The sequence below is a fragment of the Bullifex sp. genome (assembly GCF_034103065.1).
Taxonomy (GTDB): Bacteria; Spirochaetota; Spirochaetia; order Sphaerochaetales; family Sphaerochaetaceae; genus Bullifex.
In genome coordinates this window covers 1-26,385 of the sequence record NZ_JAXEGN010000148.1, presented here as the reverse complement: position 1 = coordinate 26,385, position 26,385 = coordinate 1, and the positions used below count along the sequence as shown (strand labels likewise).

At 34.3% G+C, this 26,385-nt stretch carries 23 protein-coding genes and 1 tRNA gene; 6 read left to right on the top strand and 18 right to left on the bottom strand.

The window, feature by feature from the left end; all coding sequences use genetic code 11:
- From SOY52_RS05900 to rsxC, 15 genes are all read right to left on the bottom strand, one after another.
- Positions 1-750: ribonuclease Z (locus SOY52_RS05900; protein WP_320848044.1), on the bottom strand; the 750-nt coding region annotated here is incomplete at its 3' end.
- Positions 751-789: 39 nt separating this feature from the next.
- Positions 790-1,920: an ABC transporter permease gene (locus SOY52_RS05895; protein WP_320848043.1), complete on the bottom strand. Its 1,131-nt coding sequence runs from the start codon at positions 1,918-1,920 to the stop codon at positions 790-792.
- Positions 1,917-2,597 (bottom strand): ABC transporter ATP-binding protein, encoded by a 681-nt coding sequence (locus SOY52_RS05890; RefSeq protein WP_320848042.1) that lies wholly within the window; start codon positions 2,595-2,597, stop codon positions 1,917-1,919. Before SOY52_RS05890 ends, SOY52_RS05895 begins: the two co-directional genes overlap by 4 nt.
- Complete coding sequence (locus SOY52_RS05885; RefSeq protein ID WP_320848041.1) at positions 2,594-3,700, bottom strand: hypothetical protein; 1,107 nt, start codon at positions 3,698-3,700, stop codon at positions 2,594-2,596. Before SOY52_RS05885 ends, SOY52_RS05890 begins: the two co-directional genes overlap by 4 nt.
- On the bottom strand, positions 3,697-4,593 hold the full coding sequence (locus SOY52_RS05880) for a hypothetical protein (RefSeq protein WP_320848040.1): 897 nt from the start codon (positions 4,591-4,593) through the stop codon (positions 3,697-3,699). The genes SOY52_RS05885 and SOY52_RS05880 overlap by 4 nt, the downstream gene beginning before the upstream one ends.
- Positions 4,593-5,468, bottom strand: coding sequence for a signal recognition particle-docking protein FtsY (ftsY, locus tag SOY52_RS05875; RefSeq protein ID WP_320848039.1), 876 nt, complete (start codon positions 5,466-5,468; stop codon positions 4,593-4,595). The genes SOY52_RS05880 and ftsY overlap by 1 nt, the downstream gene beginning before the upstream one ends.
- Positions 5,468-6,490 carry a hypothetical protein gene (locus SOY52_RS05870; protein WP_320848038.1) on the bottom strand — a complete coding sequence of 341 codons (1,023 nt, stop codon included), beginning with the start codon at positions 6,488-6,490 and terminating at the stop codon, positions 5,468-5,470. The genes ftsY and SOY52_RS05870 overlap by 1 nt, the downstream gene beginning before the upstream one ends.
- 107 nt (positions 6,491-6,597) lie before the next feature.
- Positions 6,598-7,702, bottom strand: a protein-coding gene (gene prfB, locus SOY52_RS05865; protein ID WP_320848037.1) for a peptide chain release factor 2 whose coding sequence is annotated in 2 segments (ribosomal slippage) — positions 6,598-7,632 and positions 7,634-7,702 — 1,104 coding nt in all. Because the reading frame shifts where the segments join, the coding sequence is not laid out codon by codon here.
- Complete coding sequence (locus tag SOY52_RS05860; protein ID WP_320848036.1) at positions 7,686-9,527, bottom strand: hypothetical protein; 1,842 nt, start codon at positions 9,525-9,527, stop codon at positions 7,686-7,688. Before SOY52_RS05860 ends, prfB begins: the two co-directional genes overlap by 17 nt.
- A 1-nt stretch (position 9,528) precedes the next feature.
- A complete protein-coding gene (locus tag SOY52_RS05855; protein WP_320848035.1) occupies positions 9,529-10,323 on the bottom strand; it encodes an RnfABCDGE type electron transport complex subunit B in 795 nt (264 codons plus the stop codon).
- Positions 10,324-10,336: 13 nt separating this feature from the next.
- Positions 10,337-10,930 (bottom strand): electron transport complex subunit RsxA, encoded by a 594-nt coding sequence (rsxA, locus tag SOY52_RS05850; protein ID WP_320848034.1) that lies wholly within the window; start codon positions 10,928-10,930, stop codon positions 10,337-10,339.
- 1 nt (position 10,931) lies between these two features.
- Complete coding sequence (locus tag SOY52_RS05845) at positions 10,932-11,564, bottom strand: electron transport complex subunit E (RefSeq protein ID WP_320848033.1); 633 nt, start codon at positions 11,562-11,564, stop codon at positions 10,932-10,934.
- Positions 11,564-12,106 carry an FMN-binding protein gene (locus tag SOY52_RS05840; RefSeq protein ID WP_320848032.1) on the bottom strand — a complete coding sequence of 181 codons (543 nt, stop codon included), beginning with the start codon at positions 12,104-12,106 and terminating at the stop codon, positions 11,564-11,566. The genes SOY52_RS05845 and SOY52_RS05840 overlap by 1 nt, the downstream gene beginning before the upstream one ends.
- Positions 12,106-15,078 carry an RnfABCDGE type electron transport complex subunit D gene (locus SOY52_RS05835; protein WP_320848031.1) on the bottom strand — a complete coding sequence of 991 codons (2,973 nt, stop codon included), beginning with the start codon at positions 15,076-15,078 and terminating at the stop codon, positions 12,106-12,108. The genes SOY52_RS05840 and SOY52_RS05835 overlap by 1 nt, the downstream gene beginning before the upstream one ends.
- Entirely contained in the window at positions 15,078-16,385 is a 1,308-nt protein-coding gene (gene rsxC / locus SOY52_RS05830; RefSeq protein ID WP_320848030.1) for an electron transport complex subunit RsxC, read from the bottom strand. Before rsxC ends, SOY52_RS05835 begins: the two co-directional genes overlap by 1 nt.
- A 280-nt stretch (positions 16,386-16,665) precedes the next feature.
- Here rsxC and SOY52_RS05825 point away from each other — a divergent pair, with 280 nt between their 5' ends.
- Positions 16,666-17,523, top strand: a complete 858-nt coding sequence (locus SOY52_RS05825) for an ATP-binding protein (protein WP_320848029.1) — start codon at positions 16,666-16,668, stop codon at positions 17,521-17,523.
- A gap of 10 nt (positions 17,524-17,533) precedes the next feature.
- Here SOY52_RS05825 and SOY52_RS05820 read toward each other — a convergent pair whose 3' ends face one another.
- A complete protein-coding gene (locus SOY52_RS05820; RefSeq protein WP_320848028.1) occupies positions 17,534-18,721 on the bottom strand; it encodes a poly(A) polymerase in 1,188 nt (395 codons plus the stop codon).
- 73 nt (positions 18,722-18,794) lie between these two features.
- A tRNA-Cys gene (locus SOY52_RS05815) sits at positions 18,795-18,868 on the bottom strand.
- 111 nt (positions 18,869-18,979) lie between these two features.
- Here SOY52_RS05815 and SOY52_RS05810 point away from each other — a divergent pair.
- Both SOY52_RS05810 and SOY52_RS05805 read left to right on the top strand, forming a co-directional pair.
- Positions 18,980-19,585, top strand: a complete 606-nt coding sequence (locus SOY52_RS05810; protein WP_320848027.1) for a hypothetical protein — start codon at positions 18,980-18,982, stop codon at positions 19,583-19,585.
- 133 nt (positions 19,586-19,718) lie between these two features.
- On the top strand, positions 19,719-20,330 hold the full coding sequence (locus SOY52_RS05805; protein ID WP_320848026.1) for a hypothetical protein: 612 nt from the start codon (positions 19,719-19,721) through the stop codon (positions 20,328-20,330).
- A gap of 42 nt (positions 20,331-20,372) precedes the next feature.
- Here the strand turns inward: SOY52_RS05805 and SOY52_RS05800 are convergent, their stop codons facing one another.
- The gene (locus SOY52_RS05800; RefSeq protein ID WP_320848025.1) at positions 20,373-21,569 is read right to left on the bottom strand and encodes a hypothetical protein; all 1,197 of its coding nucleotides are present in this window, start codon (positions 21,567-21,569) and stop codon (positions 20,373-20,375) included.
- A 64-nt stretch (positions 21,570-21,633) separates the two neighbouring features.
- Between SOY52_RS05800 and SOY52_RS05795 the strand changes: the two genes are divergently transcribed.
- From SOY52_RS05795 to SOY52_RS05785, 3 genes are read left to right on the top strand one after another with little or no spacing between them, the layout of a single operon-like run.
- Positions 21,634-23,907 carry an alpha-galactosidase gene (locus SOY52_RS05795; protein ID WP_320848024.1) on the top strand — a complete coding sequence of 758 codons (2,274 nt, stop codon included), beginning with the start codon at positions 21,634-21,636 and terminating at the stop codon, positions 23,905-23,907.
- Between the two features lie 13 nt (positions 23,908-23,920).
- Positions 23,921-24,880 carry an NAD(P)H-dependent glycerol-3-phosphate dehydrogenase gene (locus SOY52_RS05790; RefSeq protein ID WP_320848023.1) on the top strand — a complete coding sequence of 320 codons (960 nt, stop codon included), beginning with the start codon at positions 23,921-23,923 and terminating at the stop codon, positions 24,878-24,880.
- A gap of 3 nt (positions 24,881-24,883) precedes the next feature.
- Positions 24,884-26,155 (top strand): RluA family pseudouridine synthase, encoded by a 1,272-nt coding sequence (locus SOY52_RS05785; protein ID WP_320848022.1) that lies wholly within the window; start codon positions 24,884-24,886, stop codon positions 26,153-26,155.
- Positions 26,156-26,385 lie beyond the last annotated feature (230 nt).

Below are 26,385 nucleotides of genomic sequence, written 5' to 3'. Positions count from 1 at the left end.
ACTAGCAGTCATGTGTTTTTTACTAACAGCATCCTCTAATAAATCATTAGAAAACATTGCCTCACAAAATAAAATATCAGAAGAGCGAACGTAGTCAGAGATTTCAGGGAAATACATGGTATCAGTAACATATGAAAACTTTCTACCCTTCCTCTTTTCTCCTAATATTTCATTTGGATGAACAACTTCACCTTCTGTATTTATTACATCCTCTCCCTTTTGAAGTTTTCCCCAAAGTGGTCCCTTTGGTACCTTACGATTAATCGCCTTTTCAACATTAAATTCGCCTGGACGTTCCTTTTCTACAAAAGAGTATCCAAAGCATTGTTTTGTATGCTTTAAAGCAAAACAATTAACATAATATTCTTCACTATCGATTATTACCCCAGGGTTAACTGGTATAACAGTAATAGGATAGTTAATATACATATCCAAAATCTTTCTATTTGATTCAATGTAATCAGCTAGTCTTGCAGGTCCATATATATAAAGAGGTTCAGTTCTATCAACTTGACTAGAGAGCATCAATAGACCAGGAAGTCCTGTTACATGGTCTGCATGCATGTGTGAAATAAAAATAGAATTAATTTGCTTCCATCTTAAATTTAATAGCTTTAAAGATACTTGGGTGCCCTCTCCACAGTCAAAGAGAAATAACTCTCCCTCTCTGCGAAGTAATGCACTAGTTAAAAAACGTCCTGGAAGTGGCATCATACCACTTGTTCCTAAAGAAAATACTTCAAAGCTCATAGAAAGATATTAAATAAAAACTCCATTATGTTACAAGGCTTAAAGTGCTGCTTTAATATCACTAAAGATCATCTTTTTGAGAGAAAATCTTAATGAAATAACAGAAGAGAGTATCAAAGCACCACAAAGTAGCAATATTGTAGTAATTGGTATCGATACATTAAATGATAATACATAGTTTGATAAAAAAGGATATTTAGTACTATCTAATGATGAAAGAAGTGGAATTATCAAATATGAAAGTGCTATTCCTAAAACACATCCAACTACTAAAGCGATATTTACAACATTAATTGTAATTTTTCGATAGGCATTAATTACCTCGTCCTTTTTTACCCCAAGAAGTAATATACCAGCTATATCCCTTCTATCACGCTCAACATATTCACTTGAAATAGAAATTGAAAAGAAGCCCGCTAAAATGCCAACCAAGATAACAATTGCATCAAGTAATGACACAGATCGAATTATATTTTCATATATAGAATAGTAAATTGTTTTATATGAGGCTGCTTTTATTCCACATTCTTTAATTTGTTTTAGTACCTCATCTTCTCTTGAGGTATAAATTTCATATGAAATATTTCCATCAACCATTTTTCTTGGTGCAAATGCAAGGTGAGAGTCAAATTCACCATAACCTGAGTGGTATAAGCCAGAGATAAAACAATAAACCGGTCTAGCCCTTCCTTCTTCTTTATCAAATATTAATACCGATACTTTATCACCTAGGCTAACACTAAGAGAATTTGCGATGGTTTTTGATAAATATACACTATTAAGTGTTGTATTGTTTTCAACTGTTTCTAAGTTTAATTTGTCAACTTTTTCTTCAAAAAAGTAATCACTACCAACACCCTTTAAATTAATTAGTGCAGTGGATGAAGAGCTTGCAATCATTGCAGAAGCAGAAGAGACTTCAAATACTTTTTCATCCTCCTTAAAGACTATGTCTTCAAGAGAGGAATAAGCAGTAATATTACCACTTCCAAGGTATACTAATGTATCCTCAATAGCCTTTGACATTGATGAGACAAAAATAAGCGCAAATACTAACACCACCATAATAAATACTATTAACAGTGATGGTAAATACGACTTTATTATCCACGAAAGAGATTGGTTTCTTCCCGTCTTTCGTTCGCAATAACTCTTTGATGCCTCATTCATACAAGTGTTAATCCCTTATGTTCTAGTACATATTTTAACTGACACATAGATGCAAAATCAGGATTATGAGTTACAAGCACCAATGCAGTATTACGGTCAATAGTTGCTTTTAATAGTAGGCTTTCAATCAACACAGCACTCTCCTCATCTAGTGCACCTGTTGGTTCATCTGCAAAGATAACATCTGGTTCAGTAATTAATGCTCTTGCAATGGCAGTTCGTTGTCTCTCTCCACCACTTAGCGCTTTAGGTCTATGACTAAATCTTTTTTCTAAGCCTAGCTGGGAAAGCAAATCCTTAGCCTTTTCCTCTGCTTCTTTCTTTTTCTTTCCAATGTTTAATAGTGGAAACATTACATTTTCTAAGGCAGAGAAATCCTCTAATAGTAAACTATTTTGAAATACAAAGCCCATTGAATGAGCTCTAATTGAACTAATCTCATTATCCTTTAAAGAGCTACAATCCTTACCACGGTAAAGCACTCTACCACTATTTGGTTTATCAATTAAAGCAGCAATTGATAATAGTGTACTCTTACCAGAACCACTTCTACCTACAATTGAAACGCTTTCTCCTGCATTTACGCATAGGTTTATATCTTTTAATATCTCCAGCTTTCCATCAGCACTATCAAAGCACTTAGTAATGTTTTCTAGTTTTAATACTTCATCTATCATATTGTATTTATAACCTCTCTTAAGTTTTTCTGCTTAAGCTCTCTTAAAAAGGCCCATACATAAACAATTACACAGTAAAGTGTAAATATTATAAATACATAAGGTATTGCAGAAATATCTAATTTCAAAGTGCCTTTAGCAAAAATTGGCATAAAATAAGGAACTGCAGTTAAAAAGATTTTAGCACCTAATAAACCAAAGGCAAAAGATATTGACGAAAGTAATAGTGCAACTCCGGTTGCAATTAACTTTATATCATTCTTGGTATACCCAATTAGGTAAAGAGCTGAAAGTTCATTTTTCTTTAAAGAAGCAAAACCACATGCATTTTGAAAAACTTGAACAGCAATAATAATGTAAAGGCTCATAAGTAAAAGACTCATTACCTTTTTTTCAATAAGCATAGCACCATAAAGGGAAGCTTCGCTCTCCTTCCAAGTTATTACTCTTCCAATATTTAAGTCAGTTGCTATATTTTCCATTTCACTTTCACTAATAGAAAAAGGAATGAAAGCAATATACATTGGACTATTATCAGGAGCATCCTCAAATGGTAAAAAGATATTCGAACTATCAAACTCACTACCTAGAGAGGTTTGAAATAAACCAAAACTAGTGTATTCCTTAGTCTTAGGAGCAAACCTAGCAACCTTACCTTTCTCAAGTGTAGTTAATAAAACACTACTCCCCTTATTCGAGTAATACAGTCTATAAGGTATTAATAATCCTTCTCCAATCTTACTTGAGGTAACAAGTCCACCTTCATAATCTTTTGTTATGTATCGAATGTTTACAGCAGCTTCACTATTTCCAACTTTTAATAGTCCTTCTCCTGTTTTATATGCAAATACTATTGCTTTATCAAATAAGCTATCCGATAGTGCTTGAATATCTATTTCACTCTCAGCCTTTACTGTAACAGGAAAAGATCTAATTTTTTTTATATATTTAAAACGGCCACTTTGTAAGTGGTCCATTATTGAAAGGACACAAAGTAAAACCATAGTAGAAAAGCAAAGGCCAACCATTATTCTAATTGTCCTTGATTTTTCTTTTTTACTTGAAGTAAAGAGGTATCTAAAAACTATTTTGCTTCTTTTCATAATACCTTTACCTCCAAAGCACGCTTAGAATCTATATCGTACTTTACCTTAGCATAAGCTTTATTTTGTCTATATACAATTTCATATATTCCATCTTGATTGATAGTTCTAACACTCTTTAATTCATTATCTTGATAAGTAGTAATTACCTTTTCTTTTTCTTTATACTCAGTAATTACTTCTTTACTACCTTCCTTAAAAAGCTCTTTTATAAGTTTTTCACCATCATAAAAATACTCAGTAGTTGAAAGGATTTGTTCGTTATCAAAAAATGTTCTCTTTAGAACTTGTCCATTTAAAGCATAAATTGTTTCTTCTGCTTTATCACGCACAACGATTTTATCACTATCGCTATTAATGGCTCTATCATCACTCTTTTTAACCATTAGGTTATTAATAATTTTAATGCTACTATCTTGATTTCCTTCACTATATGAATAAGTATCACTTGAAGTGTAGAAAATATTACCATCCTCAAAAAAAGCTGTTAGTGCTGAATCCTTTGAATAATTATAGTTAGTAATAGAAGAAATAGCTTCATCCATAAGAGTAATTTTTCTCTTTAATACTCCACTAGAAGAGTATTCATACCTTTCCTCTAATGTATAATCGTTATATTTTGTTACTATTTTTTCAGGAGCAGAAAGACCATAGTAGGTAGTAGTCACACCATCTTCCTCTACAGTCTTTTTATCATCCTCGATAGTAACCTTCTTTATCTCTTTTTTATCAAGATATAAGGTTTCAACATTGTTTGAAACTTCTAGAACATAGCCATCACAAAGGTTGTCAACAACACCATACTTTTGCATAAGAATATTGCTCTCATAGTAGAGGGCAAATATTGGTGATAATGCAAATAGCATGGTTATGGTGATGACTAGACGTTTCATTAATTTTCTTTTCCGACTAACGCGTTCAAGAACTCCTCTTTATCAAATGGATGGATATCTTTATAGGTTTCACCTGTTCCAACAAATGCAACAGGAAGTCCTAGTTGCTGTCCAATTTGTACGAGAGCACCGCCCTTTGCAGCTGAATCATACTTTGAAAGTATTACACCATCAACTTTAACAGCTTCATTGAAAAGAAGAGTTTGAGAAAGCCCATTTTGACCTGTAGTAGAGTCAATAACTATAAGCTTTTTATAGTTCTCTTCCTTTACTCCACGGTTTGCAATAATTTTATTAATCTTTTGAAGTTCCCTCATAAGATTTTCTTTATTATGCATTCTACCAGCTGTATCAACTAAGATAATTTCATCGCCTTGAGATTGGGCTGAGGTAATAGCATCATAAACGACTGCACCAGGATCAGAGCCTGTCTTTTGCTTTACAATTCTGATTCCTAAACGGTCTGCATGGATATCAAGTTGGTCTACAGCTGCAGCACGGAAGGTATCAGCAGCAGCAAGCATTACCTTATATCCCTTATCAACGTAGTATTGAGCAATTTTGGCAATTGAAGTTGTCTTACCTACTCCATTAACACCCAAAACTAAGAATATTGTTAGCTCACCTTTTTTAGGTACAAAATCAAAGCAATTAACATATGGGGAAAGAATATCCTTCATCAAAAGCTGTAAATCTTCAACGGTTTTAGCTCTTTCCTCTTTAGCCGCCTTTCTCAATGTTTCAATTACTTCATCAGTTAAGCGTGCTCCAAGATCACCTTCTATCAATGTATCCTCAAGCTCTTCAAAGAATGCTTCATCAATTTTTCTTGAGGTAAATAAACTTTTTAATTTTTCTTTAAACTTTTTAAACATTATAGGTATGTCTCCTTAGCCCTATTGTAATAATTCGTACAAGATTTAATTAACTCAATCAAGTTTACAATACTAACTCCTGCAGTTGCAACTTCCATTACCTTTCCAAAAGCACCAATATCACTATTAATGTTATTTACAGACTTTGAAATTGCATAGAGAGAGAAGCTTAAAAAAGTATTTCTAAGACAGCGATAAAACTCATCCTTCTCACTCTTTAATCTTCCACTATCTTTAACCCAAGTTGGTTTTAAATAAAGAGCATTAATACTATCTCTTGAGTTATCTAACTGGAATGTAGATCCACTAAAACCTTCTTTATTTAGAGATAAAATAATATCGCTTTCATTTGAAGTTACACAAAGAGGAAGAGAAGTTTTTTCTATTGCAAAAATTGATAATGACGCATCATATGGAATTGAGAAAATGAGTTGAGTATGGTTTTCTAATGGTTTTTCTTCCTTGAAAAACTCAAAGACTTTACCACTTTCTAGCTCAACAACCTGCCCCTTATACTCCTTTAATGATACATCAACTGCAGTAAGCGTTCCTTCTTCGCTAATAAAAGCAACATCAGGATAGTATAAAGAAGCAATACTAAGTAATATTCCCTCATAAAGGGATGGCCTTTCATTTGTTAGATATACAGTATCAATTAAAGGCTTAATATCTCCATCATAGCAAAATGCATTAATAAAGCTTAAAGAACCATCAATTTCACTACTATAACAAACGAGTAAATCAAGGTCATTATAATTTAAGATGTAATCAAGGACTACTTTATCTTGCGCAAAAACACTATCGTGTAAAGAAGATGGAACAGTTGCAGCTACTTTATCTACACTAGAAAAAGGTTCATATGTAAATGTTTTTCTCTCAACATTTATATTTTCTTTTCCTAATTCCTTATGGATTCTCAAGTCCTCTTGCTTTTCAAAACTATTTTTAAGTCTTTCTTCGCACAAACTATCAAGGAATTGAGAGCGTACATTACTAGCAATGATATTACTAAAAGCGCTCATAAAATCTTCACTAATATCATTTGGTACATTATAAAACCCAACTCTCAGCGTCGTAGCTGAGAGTGGTAACAAAATGATAAAAATCAAGATTATGAGAGCAAACTTTCTCAACCGTTTTGTTCCTTATTCCAGTTAAGATATGTCTCGATAAAGGTATCGAGTTCACCATCCATTACAGCATTGATATTACCAACCTGCACACCTGTTCTGTGGTCTTTTACCATTGTATATGGCTGGAAGACATAAGATCTAATTTGAGAACCCCATGCAATATCCTTTTTTGCTATAGCATTCTTCTGATGCTCCTCTTCTCTTTGCTTCTGATAGTACTCATAGAGTCTAGAACGAAGCATTTTAAAAGCAACATCCTTATTCATGAACTGGCTTCTCTCATTTTGACACTGTACAACAATACCTGTTGCATAGTGAGTAATTCTAACAGCTGAGTCAGTTTTGTTTACGTGCTGTCCACCTGCACCACCTGCACGATAGGTATCAAGGCGGTAATCCTCAGGTTTAAGTTCGATCTCAATATCATCATCGATGACTGGAGATGCGTAAACACTTGTAAATGAAGTATGACGTCTCTTTTGGGCATCAAATGGTGATATTCTAACTAATCTATGAACACCTGCTTCACCCTTTAGATAGCCAAAAGCATAAGCACCACTTACTCTAACTGTTGCACTCTTAATTCCACCTTCATCTTCAAGTAAATCAAGAATTTCACTCTTAAAGCCATGGCGTTCACACCATCTAAGATACATTCTTAATAGCATGTTTGCCCAGTCGCAAGCTTCAGTACCACCTGCACCAGCATGAATTGATAAGAACATATCATTTTTATCAAATTTACCATCAAGTAAAGTTTTAAGCTTTAATGGATGGAACTTTTTATCAAGCTCATCAATTTGAGAACAAATCTCCTCTTCAATTTGAGGATCCTCCTCAGATGAATACATCTCAATAAGCTCTTCAATATCTTTTATTTCTTGGATCAAATCCTTCCAAGGATAATAACTATCTTTTAATGCATTTAATTCAGCAAATACTTTCTCTGCACTCTGTTTATCATCCCAGAATCCAGGCTCTAAAGTTTTTGCTTCAGTTTCAGCTATCTTTGATTCAATATCAGAGGCTTCAAAGACGCCTCCATACGTTATAAGCTTCTTCCTTTACGGTATCAAAAACAGATTTATTGTGTAAAAACATTCTTTTTCTCCTTGTTATCAATAATTCTAGTAATAATATTAAATGTATATACGCTATCCTTCTTAATGTCTAGCTTAAAAGTAAGGTTTGCCTTTGTGTATAGGTAGAACTGCTCTGATCCTAAAGTGGTAACTTCACTTTGGAATCTATTTTCTTCTTTAACTGAAAAATCAGAATTACTTGAAAATGAAAGTAGTACAGAACGAAGAGAGTCTGAGAACCTAACATTTCTAATATCGGTTAGTGATTCCCCCATTAAAGGTCCTCTCTTTTGGTCATAGCTAAAAGCATATGCCCCGGGAAGAGTAAAGTATACGGTTGAATCATATTCACCAATAATATCTTTTTCCCCAGTGTTATATATGCTTACAGTTAAACACATATTGCCACTAGTCATCTTGTAGTGCTTTGTAATTTGGAAATTATCCTTTTCGAGTGAGAAATTATATTCACACTTTCCTTTTCCTACACTTTCAAAGTCAAATACCTCATCTTTGAGGTTATACTCAACTCCATTTATTTTAATGTTTTCAACAAAAGATCTTCTCTTTTCTTGGCGAATACTATCCTTTCTCCAAGCTGAAACTGTATCAAAAACATTAATTAATAATTCTCTAGAGGAATATTCATGTAAGCTTGCTCCTCTAGGAGCAAATACAGCAGAAGAATTTTTTCCATAGCAGATTATCTCGTCGATACCGTCATCATCTAAATCTCTAGGAATAGAACGTTGAGTATTATCATAGTACATGAAATCACAATCAAGAAGAGTATTATAATATGCTCTATGCTCACTCAATCGTAAATTAGAAGCATTAGTATCACAGAGGAAAAGTGTTCCACCTGGAATTGTTGAAAGTCTATCAGAAATACTCTTTTTTAATACTCTATCCTTTTTGCATTCGCTAAGGAGTTCTGATAAATGAACTACTCTATTAATGTAATAACGAAGATTTCCATCTCGAACCAAGACTTCCGGAAAGCTCCTAAGCGAACCTGCAGAGGCATCTCGACCATACCAACCATATTCAAGGTAGCCAACTTCTGTTGCTAAAATATCCTTAGGCATTATTATCTCAGCATTACGCTTTAATGCCTCTTCGAAAATGGCTGTAAATAAAGATGAAAGTCTTTCATCATCTTCTCTGTTATATGAAGCACCTTGACAAAGCTGGTCAAGATTTATCATATAAATTAGTTCTTCATCATCTCCTGCATTATTAACCATTTCTAACATCTGATTTAATAAATCATCAAAAGAAATTTCATTTTGGCCATACATACTAACAAGCCTTGAAGCACTATCTGCAGCAGGAATTACATCGATTCGCTTTCCTAACTCAGTCATTCTAAAAGGTCCAGTTGCATATACTTTTTTATTTATTGCGTTATATGATGAAATAACTAGTCTATCTAGTGCTACAGTTTTCATTGTACTAACTAATGAAGGAGACCAAATTTCTCCATAGCACCAAAGAGTTGTTGCACGTACACCATAAGTTCTTCTAATTAATGTAGTATTTCTATCGATAATTTGAGCTCTATCTTTAACTTGCATTAAAGGAAGAATTGTTTGGTTATACGCGCTCGTGAATATCTCCACTCTGCAATTTTTAGCAAGAGTGGAGATTAATAAATTCACTTCAGGACTACTCTGCGCCATGTACTTAATCATGGCGCTAGAGAGCGAGAAGCTTATCGAAACATCCTTATTATTGTATACATACGTAAATACAGGTTTTATTATGCACCCTAGTGCCCGCTTATATACAGCAGGAGGAAGGGCTGCTGATGTCTGTGTATACAGACCAAGGACTAGCTTCAAATCAACCTCTCTTTACAAAGCACTTCTGAGGACAAGCTTCGCTTGCAGATTCCAAATCAGAAGTATCCTTTGAATAATCAATTTTTGAAAGGAAGTTCTCAACTACACACCCAGAAGAAGGAAACTTATTCTGACAAATTTTACAACCAATACAGCCGACTTGACAATTCTTCTTTACCTTTGCACCAATTTCATGGTTATTACAAGCAACAACCATAGTTGCAGAAGCAGGAATCATCTTAATTACACCAGTAGGACATACAGTTGTACACTTCTTACAGCCGATACACTTATCAGGATTTACCTTGATCATATTCTTATCATCACGGTAAATTGCACCTGCAGGACAAACACTCATACATGAACCAAGATGGATACAACCTTCCTTACATGCATTAGGACCTGCTTGAACGATATATGCAGCAGCACAATCTTGAATTCCCTTATATTTGAAAGCTTCTTTAGTTACCTCGCTATTACCATTACAGTGAACGAATGCAACCATTCTTTCTTTACTTTCAACGCTAACACCCATGATTTCACCCATTTTAGCAGCAAGGGCATTACCACCAGGAGAACAAAGACCAATTTCAGCTTCGCCAGATGTTACAGCGGCTGCATATGCAGCACATCCTGCATAACCACAACCACCACAGTTAGCACCAGGCATAATACCTTCCATCTTTACAAGCTTAGCATCCTTTTCAACAGCTAATTTTTTATCAGCTATTGCAAGACCTAATCCAAGTAAAAGGCCGAGGATTGATATTACTAAAATAGCAGCAATAATACTCATTTCTCTTTTCTCCTTATACTAAATGTAGGTTTGTGATAAGAGACTTATCAAATGCCATGAAAGCCAAAGCCATTAAACCTGCAGAGATAAATGCAATAGGAACACCTTTGTATGACTTTCTAACAGGAGTTAACTCAAGCTTTTCTCTAATGTTACTCATTAAGACAATAGCAAGTGTAAAGCCAAGACCTGCTGCAAGACCTGCAAAGAAACTTTCAAGTAAGTTATAGCCATTATCAATATTTAAAATTGCAATACCAAGGACTGCACAGTTTGTTGTAATCAATGGTAAGAAGATACCAAGTGCCTTGTAAAGTGATGGAGTCATCTTTCTAATAACCATCTCAACGAGCTGTACTAATGCAGCAATTACTAAAATGAATGCTACTGTCTTTAAATACTCAAGAGCAAAAGGTACAAGTAAGAAGTAATAAACCATGTAACATACAACTGATGCTACAGCTGTAACGAATGTAACAGCCATACCCATACCAAGTGCAGATTCACTGTTCTTTGATACACCAATAAAAGGGCAAAGACCCATGAACTGAACTAAAATAAAGTTCTGAACAAAAACATAGGTAATGATAATTCCAATATAGCTCATATTAACCCCTCTTTGCCTTTCTATCACCCATCCAATTGAAGAGTGCCTTTAAGTAACCCATAACTAAGAGAGCACCTGCTGCAAGTGTCATGACTCTAATTGGAGAATCTTTTAAGCCTGGAACTGTAATAATAATTCTTGCACTCTCACTTAAGTTGAGAAGTGTAATTTGTCCAGCACCTAAAATCTCTCTAATTGCTGCAATTAATATAAGAGAAAGTGTGAAACCTACACCCATACCAATTGCATCTAAAGCAGAGTCAAGGACAGTATTTTTATTTGCAAATGCTTCTGCTCTTCCGAGGATAATACAGTTTACTACGATGAGTGGAAGGTACACACCGAGAGCTGAATAAACAGCAGGTACATATGCATGCATTACCATCTCTACAATTGTTACAAATGAAGCGATGATAACGATGTAAGAAGGTATTCTAATTGAATCAGGAATAACCTTTCTTAAGAGTGAAATGATGATATTTGAACAAAGGAGTACAAATATTACACCAGCACCCATACCTATTGCATTAAATACTTGAGTTGTGACACCTAAGGTAGGACACATACCCAACATAATAATGAATACAGGATTTTCCTTTAAAATTCCTTTTGTTAATTCTTTGGTATGTGACATCAATTACCTCCTAGGCTCTTAACATATTCACAGCCATTATTAATTGCGGAAGAAACTCCAGTAAATGTAACTGTAGCACCAGAAACAAGTGAAGGATCTGCAAGGTCATTTTTACTAGTTGGAATTGGTTTATCCGCACCAAAGCCAACAAATTGTTGCATGTACCAGCTTTCCTCACTCTTCTTTCCAAGACCAGGAGTTTCACTGTTAGCCATCATCTTAGCTCCAATTAACTCACCACTAGTCTTATAAGAAGCAACTAAAGTAATAGGACCACCATAACCATTTGAGTTAATCTCAAGGACATAACCCATAATAGTTTTTCCATCAACGAGAGTAATTACATAGTTAACATTACCCTCACCATCTCTCTTTTCACCAAGGCTATAACCACCACTAATATCCATCAATGCAGCACTAGTCTCTTTTAGAGCATTTGCAGCAATCTGAGGTGCGGTAATAGCATTTACACCAGCAAGGAGAGCTGCTGATACAGCACAGATAGCAAAAAGAATTAATGCAATTTTAATATACTGTTTCATCACTTCTTCTCCTTTACGCTCTTAACATATCCAAATTTCTTTGGCTTGATGTATCTATCAATTGTAGGACTAACTATGTTCATCAAAATAATAGCAAGAGATGTTCCTTCAGGAAGAGATCCAAAGTATCTAAAGAGGAATGTGAAGAATCCACATCCGATTGCAAAGATTACTTGGCCCTTAATTGTAGTAGGTGTTGTAACCCAGTCAGTTGCCATAAAGAAGGCACCAAGCATTAAACCACCGGTAAATATTGGAGTTAATATCTCACCATTAAATAATCCAGCACCAGATGGAATACCACCAAAGAGCCATGAAAGAATTGCAAATGAACCAATGTAAACAACAGGAATATGCCATGTAATAACACCTGCTGCTATTAAGAATATTCCACCTACGATTAATAGTAGTGCTGATACTTCACCAATACATCCACCTTGATTACCAAAGAATGCATCAATTGTATATGGTGAAATTCCAGTCTTCTCACTTAAGGATTGAGCAAACTGTGTTACTGGTACATTAACTGATGAGAGAACACTCTCCATATCACCCTTAGCGCCACCAACTAATGCTGTCTTATTTGCAGAAAGCATTGTTGCAGTTGATACTGTATCAACTCCAGAGTTTTCACTAATAAAGGCAGAAACTTCATATGCAAGAACACTGTTAATTAAGTCGTGAAGATTATCATTAATCTTCTCAGGAAGCTCAAATTCGTAGTAAGTTGCTCCAGCAAAGTGCTTAGCACCACCAAGAATATCTGGGTATTTAGCAATAACGCTATCTGCCCATGCAGCCATCTGATCAACTGAAATAACACTAGTTGGGTAATCAACTGTGATGTACTTATTTGCGATAGATGTTGCACCATTAAAACCTGCAGCACTGTACTCTACACCTGTAATCTTAGTTGCAGAAGAAACTGCATCAACTAATACTACTTCTGGCTTCATCAAAGATGCTAATTCAGACTTGAAGAATGAAATAAGACCATCGTGGTAGTTATCATTAATCTTATTAGGGAATACGAATTCAATGTTACTATCATTGAAGAAGTAAGTTACACCTGCAAATAATGAGCTATTTTCATTAATGATTCTATCTGCCCATTCACTCATTTCAGCTTGGCTAATTTCGCTTGTATTGTAATCAACTGTTACATACTTATTTGCAATAGCAATTGAACCACCGTAACCACTAGAAGCAAAGGTTTGCTTTGTAGCACTTGAAACTACATCAACTGCATTTTTCTTGATAAGTTTAGAAAGCTCTTTTTCAATGATTGCATTAACAACATTATGGTAATCATCACCAAGTGTATCATAAAGCTCAAGCTTAATTGAACCATTAGAGAGAGTATAATCAACACCCTCAAAGAAGAGCATGTATTTATTTTCAAGACCTTCAACAAAGGATTCAATCATCTTATCTGAAATAATTGAAGCAGGATATGTAATTGTAATGTACTTATCTGTAATAGAAGATGATGCTTCATAACCAGATTGCTCAAAGCTTAAGTCTGTTGTCTTTGTTGCACCACTTGTTGCATCAACAATACCATTTACATAGTTACTAAGCTGTTCTTTGATAAAACTTCTATAGGTTTCATGCATTGACTCTTCTAGAGTATCTGGAAGCTCAATTTCGTAGTAGCCTCTACCAGCAAAATGAGTAGAACCTTCAAAGAGTTCACCATATTTATCTATAAGCTGAGTAGTAAAATCACTAAGCTCTGTTTCGCCCATACCTTCAGGATAGTCGATAGTAATGTATTGGTTAGTAATAGAAATCTTACCACCAAAACCATTATCGCCCTCACTAGTAATTGTTGCGGAAGAAACTGCATCTACCTCTTCTTCATCACCTCCACCAATGAAAGCAGAAATTTCACTCTTTACTACAGAGTTATACATATCATGGAGGTTATCATTGATTTTATTTGGTAGAGCAAATTCATATCCACCACCCTTAGCAGCAAAATGCTTTGCACCACTAAAGAGTTCAGGATATTTTGCAATAACACTATCAGCCCAAAGAGCCATATCATCTAAAGAGAACTTATCTTCAGGATATGCGACGGTAATATATTTGTTTGCAATTGTAGTTTTACCATCAAAACCATTTGCTCTGTAGCTTACACCTGAAATCTTAGTTGCTGATGAAGTAGCATCTACAACTACAGGAGCGTTATCGATATAGTTTGCAATCTCAGTTCTGATAATTGAAATAAGACCTGTATGATAAAGATCATTAATCTTACTAGGAGCTTCAAACTCAAGAACACCACTATTATTGAAGAAATATGTATAGCCGTCAAAAATCTTAGGATACTTTGCAATTACAGCATCAGCCCAAGCTGCGATGTCCTGTTGAGTATATTCTTTAGGGAAATCGACCTGAATATACTTGTTTGCGATTATTATCATACCACCCTTACCATTGCTCTCAGCAGTAGTAAGTGTAGCAGCAGATACACTATCAGCTGGTGCTACAATAGCTTCTTCAACATCATGACTTGGAAGTACATAGTTCACTTCGAGAGCATGTGGAAGAGCAAATGTACTCATTAGTGTTGTAAAACTAAAGAATACAAATACACGACCTGCAAGAGCAGGGTTCATCCAGTTACATCCAAGGCCGCCAAATGTCCACTTTACAACAGCAATTGCAAAAACACTTGCAATAATTGGTACATATAGAGGAACTGTTGATGGCATATTCATACCAATTAACAATCCTGTAACAAGTGCAGACCCATCAAAAATTGTCTTTTCTTTATTAATCAAACCTAATAGGTATTCTGTTAATACACAGGTAATAATTGAAACGAGTAAGACAATTAATGCACTAAGGCCGAAGGAATAAACACCCCAAAGAGCTGCAGGAAGTAATGCTGCAGTAACAAGTAACATACTTTTTGTAATTGAGTTACTTGTATGAATATGAGGACTTACAGAAACGGTTTTCACTATTTTTTCCTCCCAAGTTTCTTACCAAGCTTAAAGCCTTGTACAAGAGGTAAATGAGCAGGACAAATATATGCACAACATCCACACTCCTTACAATCCATAAGGCCTAAATCCATTGCCTCTTGATAGTTTTTATACTTGATGTTTCTAAACATCTTGTTTGGCATTAATCCCATTGGACAGTGCTGAACACACTTTCCACAAGAAACACATACACCTGTATCAAGTTTTTCAGGAAGTAATGCTAAAAGTCCGGAAGACCCCTTTGTCATTGGTGTATCTTCATCCGAGAAAGCAAATCCCATCATTGGACCACCACTAACAAGCTCTCCAACTTCCTCTGTATTATAGCCACCACAATATTGAAGTAAATCTGTAGCTTTAGTTCCAATAGGAGCTAAAAGGTTTTTTGGAGTAGTAATAGCTTCTCCAGAAATAGTAATTACTCTTTCAATTAATGGTTTATGGAATACAGCAGCTTCATATACAGCGTAAGAAGTTCCTAAGTTACATACTACAGCCCCAATATCAATCGGAAGCTTACCAGAAGGAATTTCTTTACCAATTGTTGCCTTTAATAACTGTTTTTCATCGCCTTGAGGATACTTCATTTTAAGAGTCATAACACTAATATCATAACCCTTCTCTTTAATTAAACTCTCAAGATGACTTACTGCATCTAGTTTATTAGCTTCAATTCCAATAATTGTCTTTGAAGGATTAAGAATCTTTTTTAAGACCATTACACCTTCTAGAACACCTTCAGCTCTTTCCATCATTACACGGTAGTCAGCTGTGAGATAAGGCTCACATTCAACACCATTAATAACTAATGCATCTACACTCTTAGCTGTTGGAATATTAAGTTTTACATTAGTTGGGAAGGTTGCACCACCCATACCAACAATACCCATATTCTTTACAAGAGCAAGAAGATCTTCTTTAGTATCATTCTGCCAGTTATATCTCTTTTGGAACATCTCTGGCTGTACTTCATTTGGCTTAATTACTAATGCATCAGCAACTACTCCACTTGCAAGACGAACTTTTCTAACATCTGTTACCGTTCCAGAAACTGGAGAATGAACATCTGCAGAAATGAAAGAGGAAGCTTCACCTATCTTTTCACCCTTCTCCACAACATCGCCATTCTTTTTTAGACAAAGTGCAGGTGCACCTAAATGCTGTGACATAGAAACTATTAGTTCACTAGGGAGAGGAAGGACCTCAATTGAAGCATTTTTGGCCAGCTCTTTCTTATCAGCAGGATGAACACCACCTTTTTTGAATGTGGAAATTCGACCCATGATATATACTCCTTAAATATTATTTTCCGAATCGGTATTTTATCATTATTTTTGCAATACGTACACTGTAAAACCTCATTGTAATTATTTATTTTAAGCATCATACCGAATATATGAGAAAGAGAAACTTGTATTATCAAACCATACTAAGATACAAGTTCAATTATCTTTTATATTTCTTATAAAAGTTGATTACTGAAAACAATAGCTGATAGTCATAGCTAAACTCAAAAAGATATTTATTTGACTAATGCTAAATACATTTTTATAATTCTAAGAAATGAACAGGGTTTTTAAGTTTGCTTTTTCAAAACTAAATGGTATCAAGGTATTTGCGCTTGTTGGAAGATCTGGAACAGGCAAAAGTCATCATAGCAAACTGTTAGCTCAAAAATATCATATCGATTTAATAATAGATGATGGATTATTAATTAAAGGTGATAAAATTGTTGCTGGACGCTCTGCAAAGCGTGATCCAAACTTCATTACAGCTGTTAGAACAGCAGTATTTGATGATGACCAACATAGAGAAAACGTATTAGATGCTCTTTTAAAAGAAAAATATAAAAAAATATTAATCATCGGAACTAGTGAAAAGATGATTAATAAAATAATTGCACGTCTAGAACTACCTCCAGTAACTAGAGTATTTCATATTGAGGAAATTGCGACTCAAGAAGAAATTGAAACAGCTATGCGTATTAGGTTTACAGAAGGGAAACATGTAATTCCAGTTCCTTCAATTGAAATAACTCGCTCTTACCCTCAAATTGTTTATGACAGTATAAAAGTATTCTTTGGTAAAAAAAATCCATTTAAAAAAGAGCAAGGATTTGAAAAAACAATTGTACGTCCAGAATTCTCAAGACCTGATAAAGATTCTTTAAATGAAGTAACTCTTAACCAAATGGTTAAGCACTGTATTGATGAATACGATAAAGTAATTAAAGTTAAAAAGGTAAGATTAATTCAAAATAAAGGTGCTTCATATAATTTAAACATCACACTTCAAGTACCACTTAGGCACTACATTGGACAATCAATGAGTGAGCTACAATCATACATTGCAGACTGTATTGAAAAATATGGTGGAATAAGAATTGATGGAGTATCAATAGAAATTGAAGAATGGGGCTAGAGCCCCATTTTTACATATCGTGAGCTTCTGCAGCGCTATTCGCATTAGGCTCTTGGTTTTTAATTTGTGTATTATTAGGTTTTTTCTTAGCCTTCTTTGCACCAGGACGAGTACTATTCTTTGTAGTTTTCTTTCTCTGAGTAAATTTTTTCTTATTTCTGTGCCCTAAATAATTTAATATAAGTTCTGAAGCTTTCTCAATTTCATAGTTAGGAGGAGTAAGAGGAGAAAGTAATACTTTAATTTGTCTAAATACTTCTCTTCTAAGTTCATCAAAAGAATGTGAACCTTCTGGAATTACCACAACTGAGCGAGATAAATAACAAATCATCTCAGCAGTAGCAACCTCTTTTTTACCAGAACTTCTTGACTCCTTAATCATATTATCAAGCTCTTGAAGATCATTAATAAAACTATCGTACTTTAAGTATAGAGCAATACATGGATTAATAAGATTAAGTAGTCTATATTTATTTAGCTCTTTAATAATTTTTGCAGATGCTCCTGATGAAAGGATTTTCATCACCTCATCTGTTAATCTAGATGTAGAGACCCCACTAATTGCACTATGAAAGCGATAGATTGCTAACTTTACCCCAAGTGTTAATGTAAACCCAGTAGTACACTCATATTTTATTGCCCTAATCATTCTAACAGGGTCTTCTTTAAAGGAGTATGAAAGAGGTATTAATGAGCGAATTTTTTTCTTTTTAAAGTCATCAATTGCATCATTAAAGTCAATTAAGTGCCCATCTTGAGGGTTATAGTAAAGACTATTAATTGAATAATCTCTTCTATGAGAGTCCTGCTCCATTGTACCAAAGATATTATTATTTCCCTCTTCAAAGTTCTCTTCATCACTTCTGAAAGTAGTTACTTCAATTATCTTATTATTGAAAAAGATGTGTACAATTCTAAATCTTCTTCCAATTATTCTTGAGTTCCAAAACAGTCTTTGAATTTGCTTAGGAGAAGCACTTGTTGCAATATCGAAATCCTTTGGAGTTTTTCCAAGCATTAAATCCCTAATTGCACCACCTACAATGTATGCTTTTTCCCCATTTGCTTGAATACGACGAATTACCCAGAGTGCATCTTTATCAATCTGGGAATTGCAAATTGGGTGTTCATTTTGTGTATATACCTTAGCAACAGGAATATTTCTTCCTTTGCTATCAGTTTTATATCGTGTAAACATCTGCTTTATTCTACAATTCGTATTATAAAATGACAAGAATTTAAAAGGACCGTTAATAACGGTCCTTTTAGTGAGGTGTCGATCGGATTCGAACCGATGAAAGACGGTTTTGCAGACCGTTCCCTTAGGCCGCTTGGGTACAACACCTTGCTTATAGCTAGAATGTACCAAAAAAAAATAAACTATGCAAGTAGCTTTTGATTTTCATTTGACAAGAGGAGCATTTTTAGCCGAAAATACAAAAAATTAGAGGTTAATATGAAAAAACTAACAGTATTACTATTAATAATACTTGCTATGCTCCCACTCTTTGCATATTCAGAAGAAGAGGAATATGGAACATACTCGTATTACAATATTTCAACTGGATATGGGGCACTATTATCATCAAATGCAAATTATTATACTTTGGATTTAGGTTGTACATTTAACTTCGCAGCGCTTAATAACACCTCTTCTTTTGGAATAGGTCTAGGAACACGCTGTGATTTTCTCTTAGGTCTAAACAGCTCAAATACTAAAAAATATGCTGGTGTTGATGTATTAGTTGGTCCATTTTTCCATGTAGGCATTAATAGAGCTTTATCATTAAATATTACAGCAGGACCTCTTTTCTACACTTATTATGTAGATAACTTATCTAAAGAGCGCTATGCAATTGGACCTGGGGTTGATGGAGCAATTACAATAACACCACCAACCTTTGATAATATTTCATTTAGCTTTGGCTCTTTAGTTGCCGCTGCTTTTAGCTTGAATAATGATCCAACATCAATTTTTGTTGTTCCATATATTTCATTTAATATACATTTCAATCAGAGCTACTACACACCATATCCATATGGCGCACTAGTGATTTACTAGATTGTGTGTCCCAAAACATAATAGAAAGTGTATTTATAGAGTAAAAGGGGGGAATTTCTTCTCTTTTTTTGTACTAATTTGTATCCTTATATTAATATTGTGTATTACTATATATATATAAGAGGTATTGCTAATGAAAAAAATATTATGTGTCCTACTACTTTCACTATTAGTAATTTTACCTGTAGTAGCTGATGATTTTTTTGATGATGACGATGATGATTTTTTCTCATATTCAAACATCACAACAGGCTATGGTGCTTTAGTTCAGTCAGGCAAAGTACTAAATAGCTTTGATTTAGGATTTTCTTTTAATTTTGCAGGTATGAATAATTCACGAACACTTGGAATAGGACTAGGATCAAGATTTGATGTACTATTTGGAGTTGGAAATGGTGGAATTGATTCATATCTTTCAGTAGATGCTTTAATTGGACCTTTTTTCCACATCCCATTTAATAGAACTGTTGCTTTAAACTTAACAGTTGGACCATTCTTTAACTTCTATTCAACAGGAAGCTTATCAAGTGATGAACATGTATCAATCGGACCTGCCGTTGATTGCTCTGTTTCACTCACTCCACCAGGTTTTGATGGAATTTCTTTTGGAATTGGTTCACTTTTTAGTGCAAACATTAGCTTAAAGGATGATCCAAATTCATTCTCATTTATCCCATATGTTGCATTTAATATCCAATTCTCAGATTCATACTATCCACCATATGGTGCATTAGTAATTTATTAAAATATAAACCTCTTATTGGGTATCACCGATAAGAGGATTTTTTTACTCATTTGAGGAAAGTATTTTTTCGGCTATATTAATTACAGTTTTAAAAGAGTAATCACACTGTAAATAAGCGTAGCTTTTTGTCCTCTTAAATACTAAGCCATGCTCAGCTTTTTCAACAGAATAAAAACCACCACCAATTCTAGGGTTATCAAAACTAGTAAATCCATTACCAAATACAATAACTTTACTCTCTCCAGATTTTAGAGTGTTATTCATTGGAGAGTTAAATACACCATGGTGATTCATAAAACCAAAACCTGTAGTAAGAGAGAAGACTTGAGGGGTTCCACCTTCATAAAGTGCCCATGGAGAGTCCATACGACCTAGATAGTTGAATGAAAAATCAATATTTGGGAACTTCAAATATTCATCAGAAAGTTTACTTCCTACTCCTGGGAAAAATGTTGTGTAAAGTAGTTGTTGTCTAGGGTTAATAATAGAGGTATATCCTAATTCCGTATCTCTCTTAAGTTCACCCATTATATAGTCATAGGTACTTGTTGGACCTGGAACATAGGAAAGATCTATATTTTGACCTCGAAGCCCAGGACAATGCTTTAAATCATTAAAGTGTTGTCCACTTTTTAGTCTATTAAAAGCAACTTCTCTTAAATTAGGAGGAAATGCAGTAAAATCTGCCGAGGAGGAAGATATTAAACATCCTGATTCCAAGAAAGGCGCAGAGAGCATTGAGTGAATAGATAAATTGTAATCTAGATCGACTTCATCTGTATTTGTGATTTTTATATAGGTATAAAGTACAGGATCTGCAGGAAGCATGATATCAATTTTTGAAATATGATAGCGATTATTTTCCTCCCTTGATTTCATCTCAGAAAGTCGCCAAACTCCCCCATAATTACTCTCACTACCATACCGTCTAAGCATCCAATAAGTATTAGAAGTAAGAATATGTTCCTCATCGGAGGATGGAAAAGTAAAGTATATTCCACCAGCGGTATAAGTTCTCTGCTTACTCTTATACCAATCGGTATTTTCATCTGATAATACACCTATTCCAGTACCTCTAAAGTATGGAATTGAAAGTGCATTTACCCTTCCTCCTTGGATATTTAGGCTACTCAATTCTATGGTAATTTCACCTTGGTCCTCTATAACTGCTTTAACAATATCATTACTCATAACGGTAGCATTTCTTGAAACCCATAGAGGCATACGGCGAATATCCATTTTCAAAACTTCCTTTTCAACATATACTCTATATTATGGTTTGTAATTTTGAAAGGAGTTTTTCATGATCACAGTAAAAAATAATATGTTCCATTTAGCAACAGCTAATACCAGTTACATTTTTTATATAAATGAAAGTGGAATTGCAGAGCACCTTTACTATGGTAAACGTTTAAGAAATCCTGAATACGATATTTCTGCGCTCAGAGAAAAACGTCTTTGCCCTCGAGTAAATGAAACTTCTCTAAGTCCACAAGATACTACTCTTCAAATGACAAACTTAATGAGTGAGTTTTCTACAGAAGATAAAGGTGACTATCGCACTCCTTCTATAGCAATTAGCTATGGAAAAAAGAAGATTAGAACACTTGATCTAAGATTTAAGTCCTATTCCCATTTCCAAGGAATTGAGCGTTTTTCATCTCCTCTAGTTCAAGCCATCGGCACAGATCAAAACACTTGTGGAATTATATTAGAATTTGTCGATGCAATTGCATGTGTTAAAGCACTCTTTTATTACACACTCTTTGATGACAGTGATGTAATTACAAGAAGAGTAACTATTGAGAACATAGGTTCAGACCCTCTTATTCTAAGAAGCATCTACTCTCTTCAGCTTGACCTTCCAGAACATGATTATGATTTCATTACTTTAAATGGTGCTCAGCTAAGGGAAAGGCACCCTATTTCAAGACCTCTTGAACAAGGAATAATTATTAATGAAACAAGAAAGGGAGCATCCTCATCGGAAAGTAATCCAGCTGTAATATTAAAGCGTCATAATAGCGATGAATGCTATATGACCAATTTAATTTACTCAGGATCTCATAGAGAGGTTGCAGAAGTTAATCAATTTGGAAAAACTCACATTTTAACAGGTATTAATGATTCAACCTTTGAAGCTGAACTTGATCCTTCAACAGCTTTTGAATCTCCTGAGGCATTAATGCTTTATTCAAATATGGGTTTAGGTGATTTAGCAGATAAGATGCACCACTTTGTAAGAGAACATATTCAAAGAGGTGTATGGAAAAATAGATTACGCCCTGTATCTTTTAATACGTGGGAAGCTTTACACTTTAATTTCGATGAACACGGTATTATTACTCAAATAAAGGCTGCCGCTGAACTTGGATTTGAGTTATTCGTACTTGATGATGGTTGGTTCTCTGTTAGAAATGATGGTACAACATCTCTTGGAGATTGGACTGTTAATTCTTTAAAAATTCCTAGTGGTATTTCTCAAATATCAAAAGAATGTCATAGAAGAGGTATGCTCTTCGGACTATGGTTTGAACCTGAAATGGTTAGCCCTGGGACAAATTTACTAAAAAAGCACCCTGATTGGCTTTTAGGAGATCCTGCTAGAAAAACTCATGCAGTACAACGTAATCAATACTTTTTAGATATAACTAGAGAGGATTGCCAAGATTACCTTGTTACTACAATCAAACAGCTCATTCAAAATGGAAGCATTGATCATATCAAATGGGATATGAATCGTCATTTAAGTGATATGTATTCAGTAAACCCTGAAATAAGAAGCATGGGAGAATATCAACATAGATATATTCTAGCGTTAAATAGAATGCAAAGAGCTATTACCTCAAGCTTCCCTAATCTTTCTATTGAAAACTGTGCTTCAGGTGGTGCAAGATTTGACTTAGGAATGTTATCTTCTGGTACTTCTATTTGGACCAGTGATTCAACGGATGCAGTTGAAAGGCTTGCAATCATGAAGGGTACCTTAATGGCATACCCACTCAGTGTTTGTGGAACCTGTGTTTCCCCTTCTCCTAACTATGCAACCTTCCGACCAGTTGATTTAGAAACAAGATTTGATGTTGCATTATTTGGAGTACTTAGTTATTCACTAAATCTTACAAAGTTATCTAAAGCAGAAAAGGATGCTATAAAAAAACAAATTGAATTCTACAAGCAATATCGCCAGTTAATACAATTTGGCATTTTCCGCTGCGAAGAAAAAGATTCAATAACTTACTTTACTGCATCATCTCCTGATAGAACAACAATTTTAGTTCTATATATGCAAAAACTATTAAAGTCAAACTGCGAAGATGATATCCTCAGAGTTCCTCTTGCAGATGAAAACTATGTATATAGAGTTGTAAGAAGAGATGATAGCGCCCCTATTTGGGATATTGGTAAAGATGTAAGAGATTATAAAAAAGAGGAAGAGGTATATGAGGTATCAGGAGATACTCTCAAATGGGCTGGAATAAAACTTTCTACAAGATATTCAGGCTCAGGATACAACACAGGAATGCGTGTAATGCCTGATTTCTCATCAAGACTTTATATCATTAAAAAAATCTGAGGAAAGGAATATTATGAATAATATTGTAGTTGCAGGAGGTGGTGTTTTTGGTACTTCGATATCAGAGCGCCTCGCATGGAATAGTAATAACAATGTAGTAATTCACTCTGTAGAAGAGGATGTAGTTGAATCAATAAACACAGAGCATAAGAACAAAAAGTACTTCCCTACTCGTTTCTTAAATCGCTCATTAAAAGCTACAACAGACTACAAAGTATTTGAGGATGCTGATGAAATTTTCTTAGTAATTCCATCAAAAGCAATTGTACCTTTTTCAAAAGAGATAAAAAAATATATCACAAAAAAAGATCCTTTAGTAATAAACTTAGCAAAGGGAATGAGTGATGATGGTGCTTTTATCACAGAGAAAATCCCATTTAATAGAACAGCTAGCATGAAGGGACCTTCATTTGCAATCGAAGTTTTAAATGGTTTTCCAACCGCATTCACATTTGGTGGTTCTCAAGTAGATTTCGACCACGTTAAAAATGATTTATTTAAAAATACAGGTTTAACCCTCGACCATACAGATGATATTAGAGCTGTAGAGCTTGCATCAATATTAAAAAATATGTATGCAATTGCGATTGGTCTTGTATCAGGAAGATATAATAGTCCTAACGTTGACTTCTTAGTATACACTAAGGCTGTTAATGAAATTAGAGAACTATTGAAGATTTTCAATTGTGATGAAGAGGTTATTTTTAAATACTGTGGAATTGGAGACCTTGGTCTTACAGGTTTAAATGATCTTTCAAGAAATAGAACATTTGGTATGCTAATTGGTAAAGGTTTTAGCCATGAAAATGGGGAAAGTGCTACTGTAATTGAAGGTTACAGAACAATAAAACTCTTTGGTGAAATGACAAAAGAAAAGCACCTAGAGGCAAAATTCCCATTAGTACAAGCACTTTATAGATTAATGTATCAAGGCTCAAGTCTTAATGACTACCTTATTACAGCACTCTCATAAGCTATGGATTTCATTCTCCCTTTTTCTCAAGCAGAAACCCTTTTAAGAGAAGAGATAAAAAACATTAAAGAATGTGGTTATTTTGACTACAAGTCAAAAAACCCATCCTTTTCTATTTCTGATTATCTAGAAAATAAAGGCATTATGCTTGGCCTATTAATTGCAAGAACAAAAACAGAAGAAAGAGTTGTACTAAAAGCTTTTTCAGGAGCTTTGAGTTCTTCATATATTGTTGAAGGCTTTACACCTCCTTGTTTTTCAGTTAATGCATTTGAAGAAGTTGTTAGTGAGTATGACTCAAAGCTACATTGCTACACAGATCGAATAGAAATGGGAGAAGAGGATTTAATCCCAACTAGGAGATTGCTTTCAAATGAGTGCTTAGAAAAAATTAAAGAGCTCTATACCTTCTACACTATAAATGGAAAGATTAAGTTTTCAGATATTAAAAACTTAAATTACACAACAGGTATGGGCGATTGCGCAACAATAAAGCTTCTTTCCTATTGTTTCAAAAAGGGATTTACACCAATTTCGCTTGCAGAAATATTTTTTGGTCATGATAGTGATACAAGAAAAGATGGTAATCTTTATCCTCCTTGTGATGAAAAGTGTAAACCTCTCATAAAGTATCTATTTAACATCGATTTACTATATAGCGATGATGATATTGCTATTATCAATAAGGATGCTGGGTTACTATCAACTCCAGGAAGAGGAGAAGATAAATGGGATTCAGCATCAGTTAGGATTAAAGCACTTTTTCCTGATGCCCCAGAGCTTCCTTCTTGTCATCGTTTAGATATGGATACATCAGGTATAATGGTATTTGCTAAAACAGAAAAAGCAAAAAGAGAAATTTCAATGCAATTTGAAAGTAGAAAAACTGAAAAGGTTTATGAAGCTCTCCTTAGAGGTGTTTTAACTAAAGAAAGTGGTACAATTAATCTCCCAATGCGTTTAGATGTCGATAATAGACCATATCAAATCGTAGACTTTGAAAAAGGTAAAAGTGCGCTTACAGATTATAAGAGAGTAAGAATTGAAGTTTTGAATAATGAGAAAGTTAGTCGTGTTCTCTTCTATCCTCACACAGGAAGAACCCATCAAATTAGAGTTCATGCAGCAAGTGGCCTTAAGCTACCTATTGTTGGTGATAGGCTTTATGGAACAAGAAAAGAATTTGAAAGACTATGTCTTCATGCTCGTTCTCTTAGTTTTTATCATCCAACTACAGGTGAAAAGCTCACATTCACATCCAGTCCGGAGTTTTAAATAATCATTTCTAGGTTTTTAAAAGCTTATAGTAATTCAAAGGGAATAATAGATTAGTATAAAAATTATTATTCCCTATTACTTAACATTCAAAAATAAGATTATTTCCATCCCAACTAGGATAAACCAAGTTTAAGGAAAAATCCTTTAGATATTCTTTTATTAGTCTTAGGCTCAATTCAATTGAGTTTGGAGAATGGCTATCTGTATTTCTTACAGTTGGAGCCTTT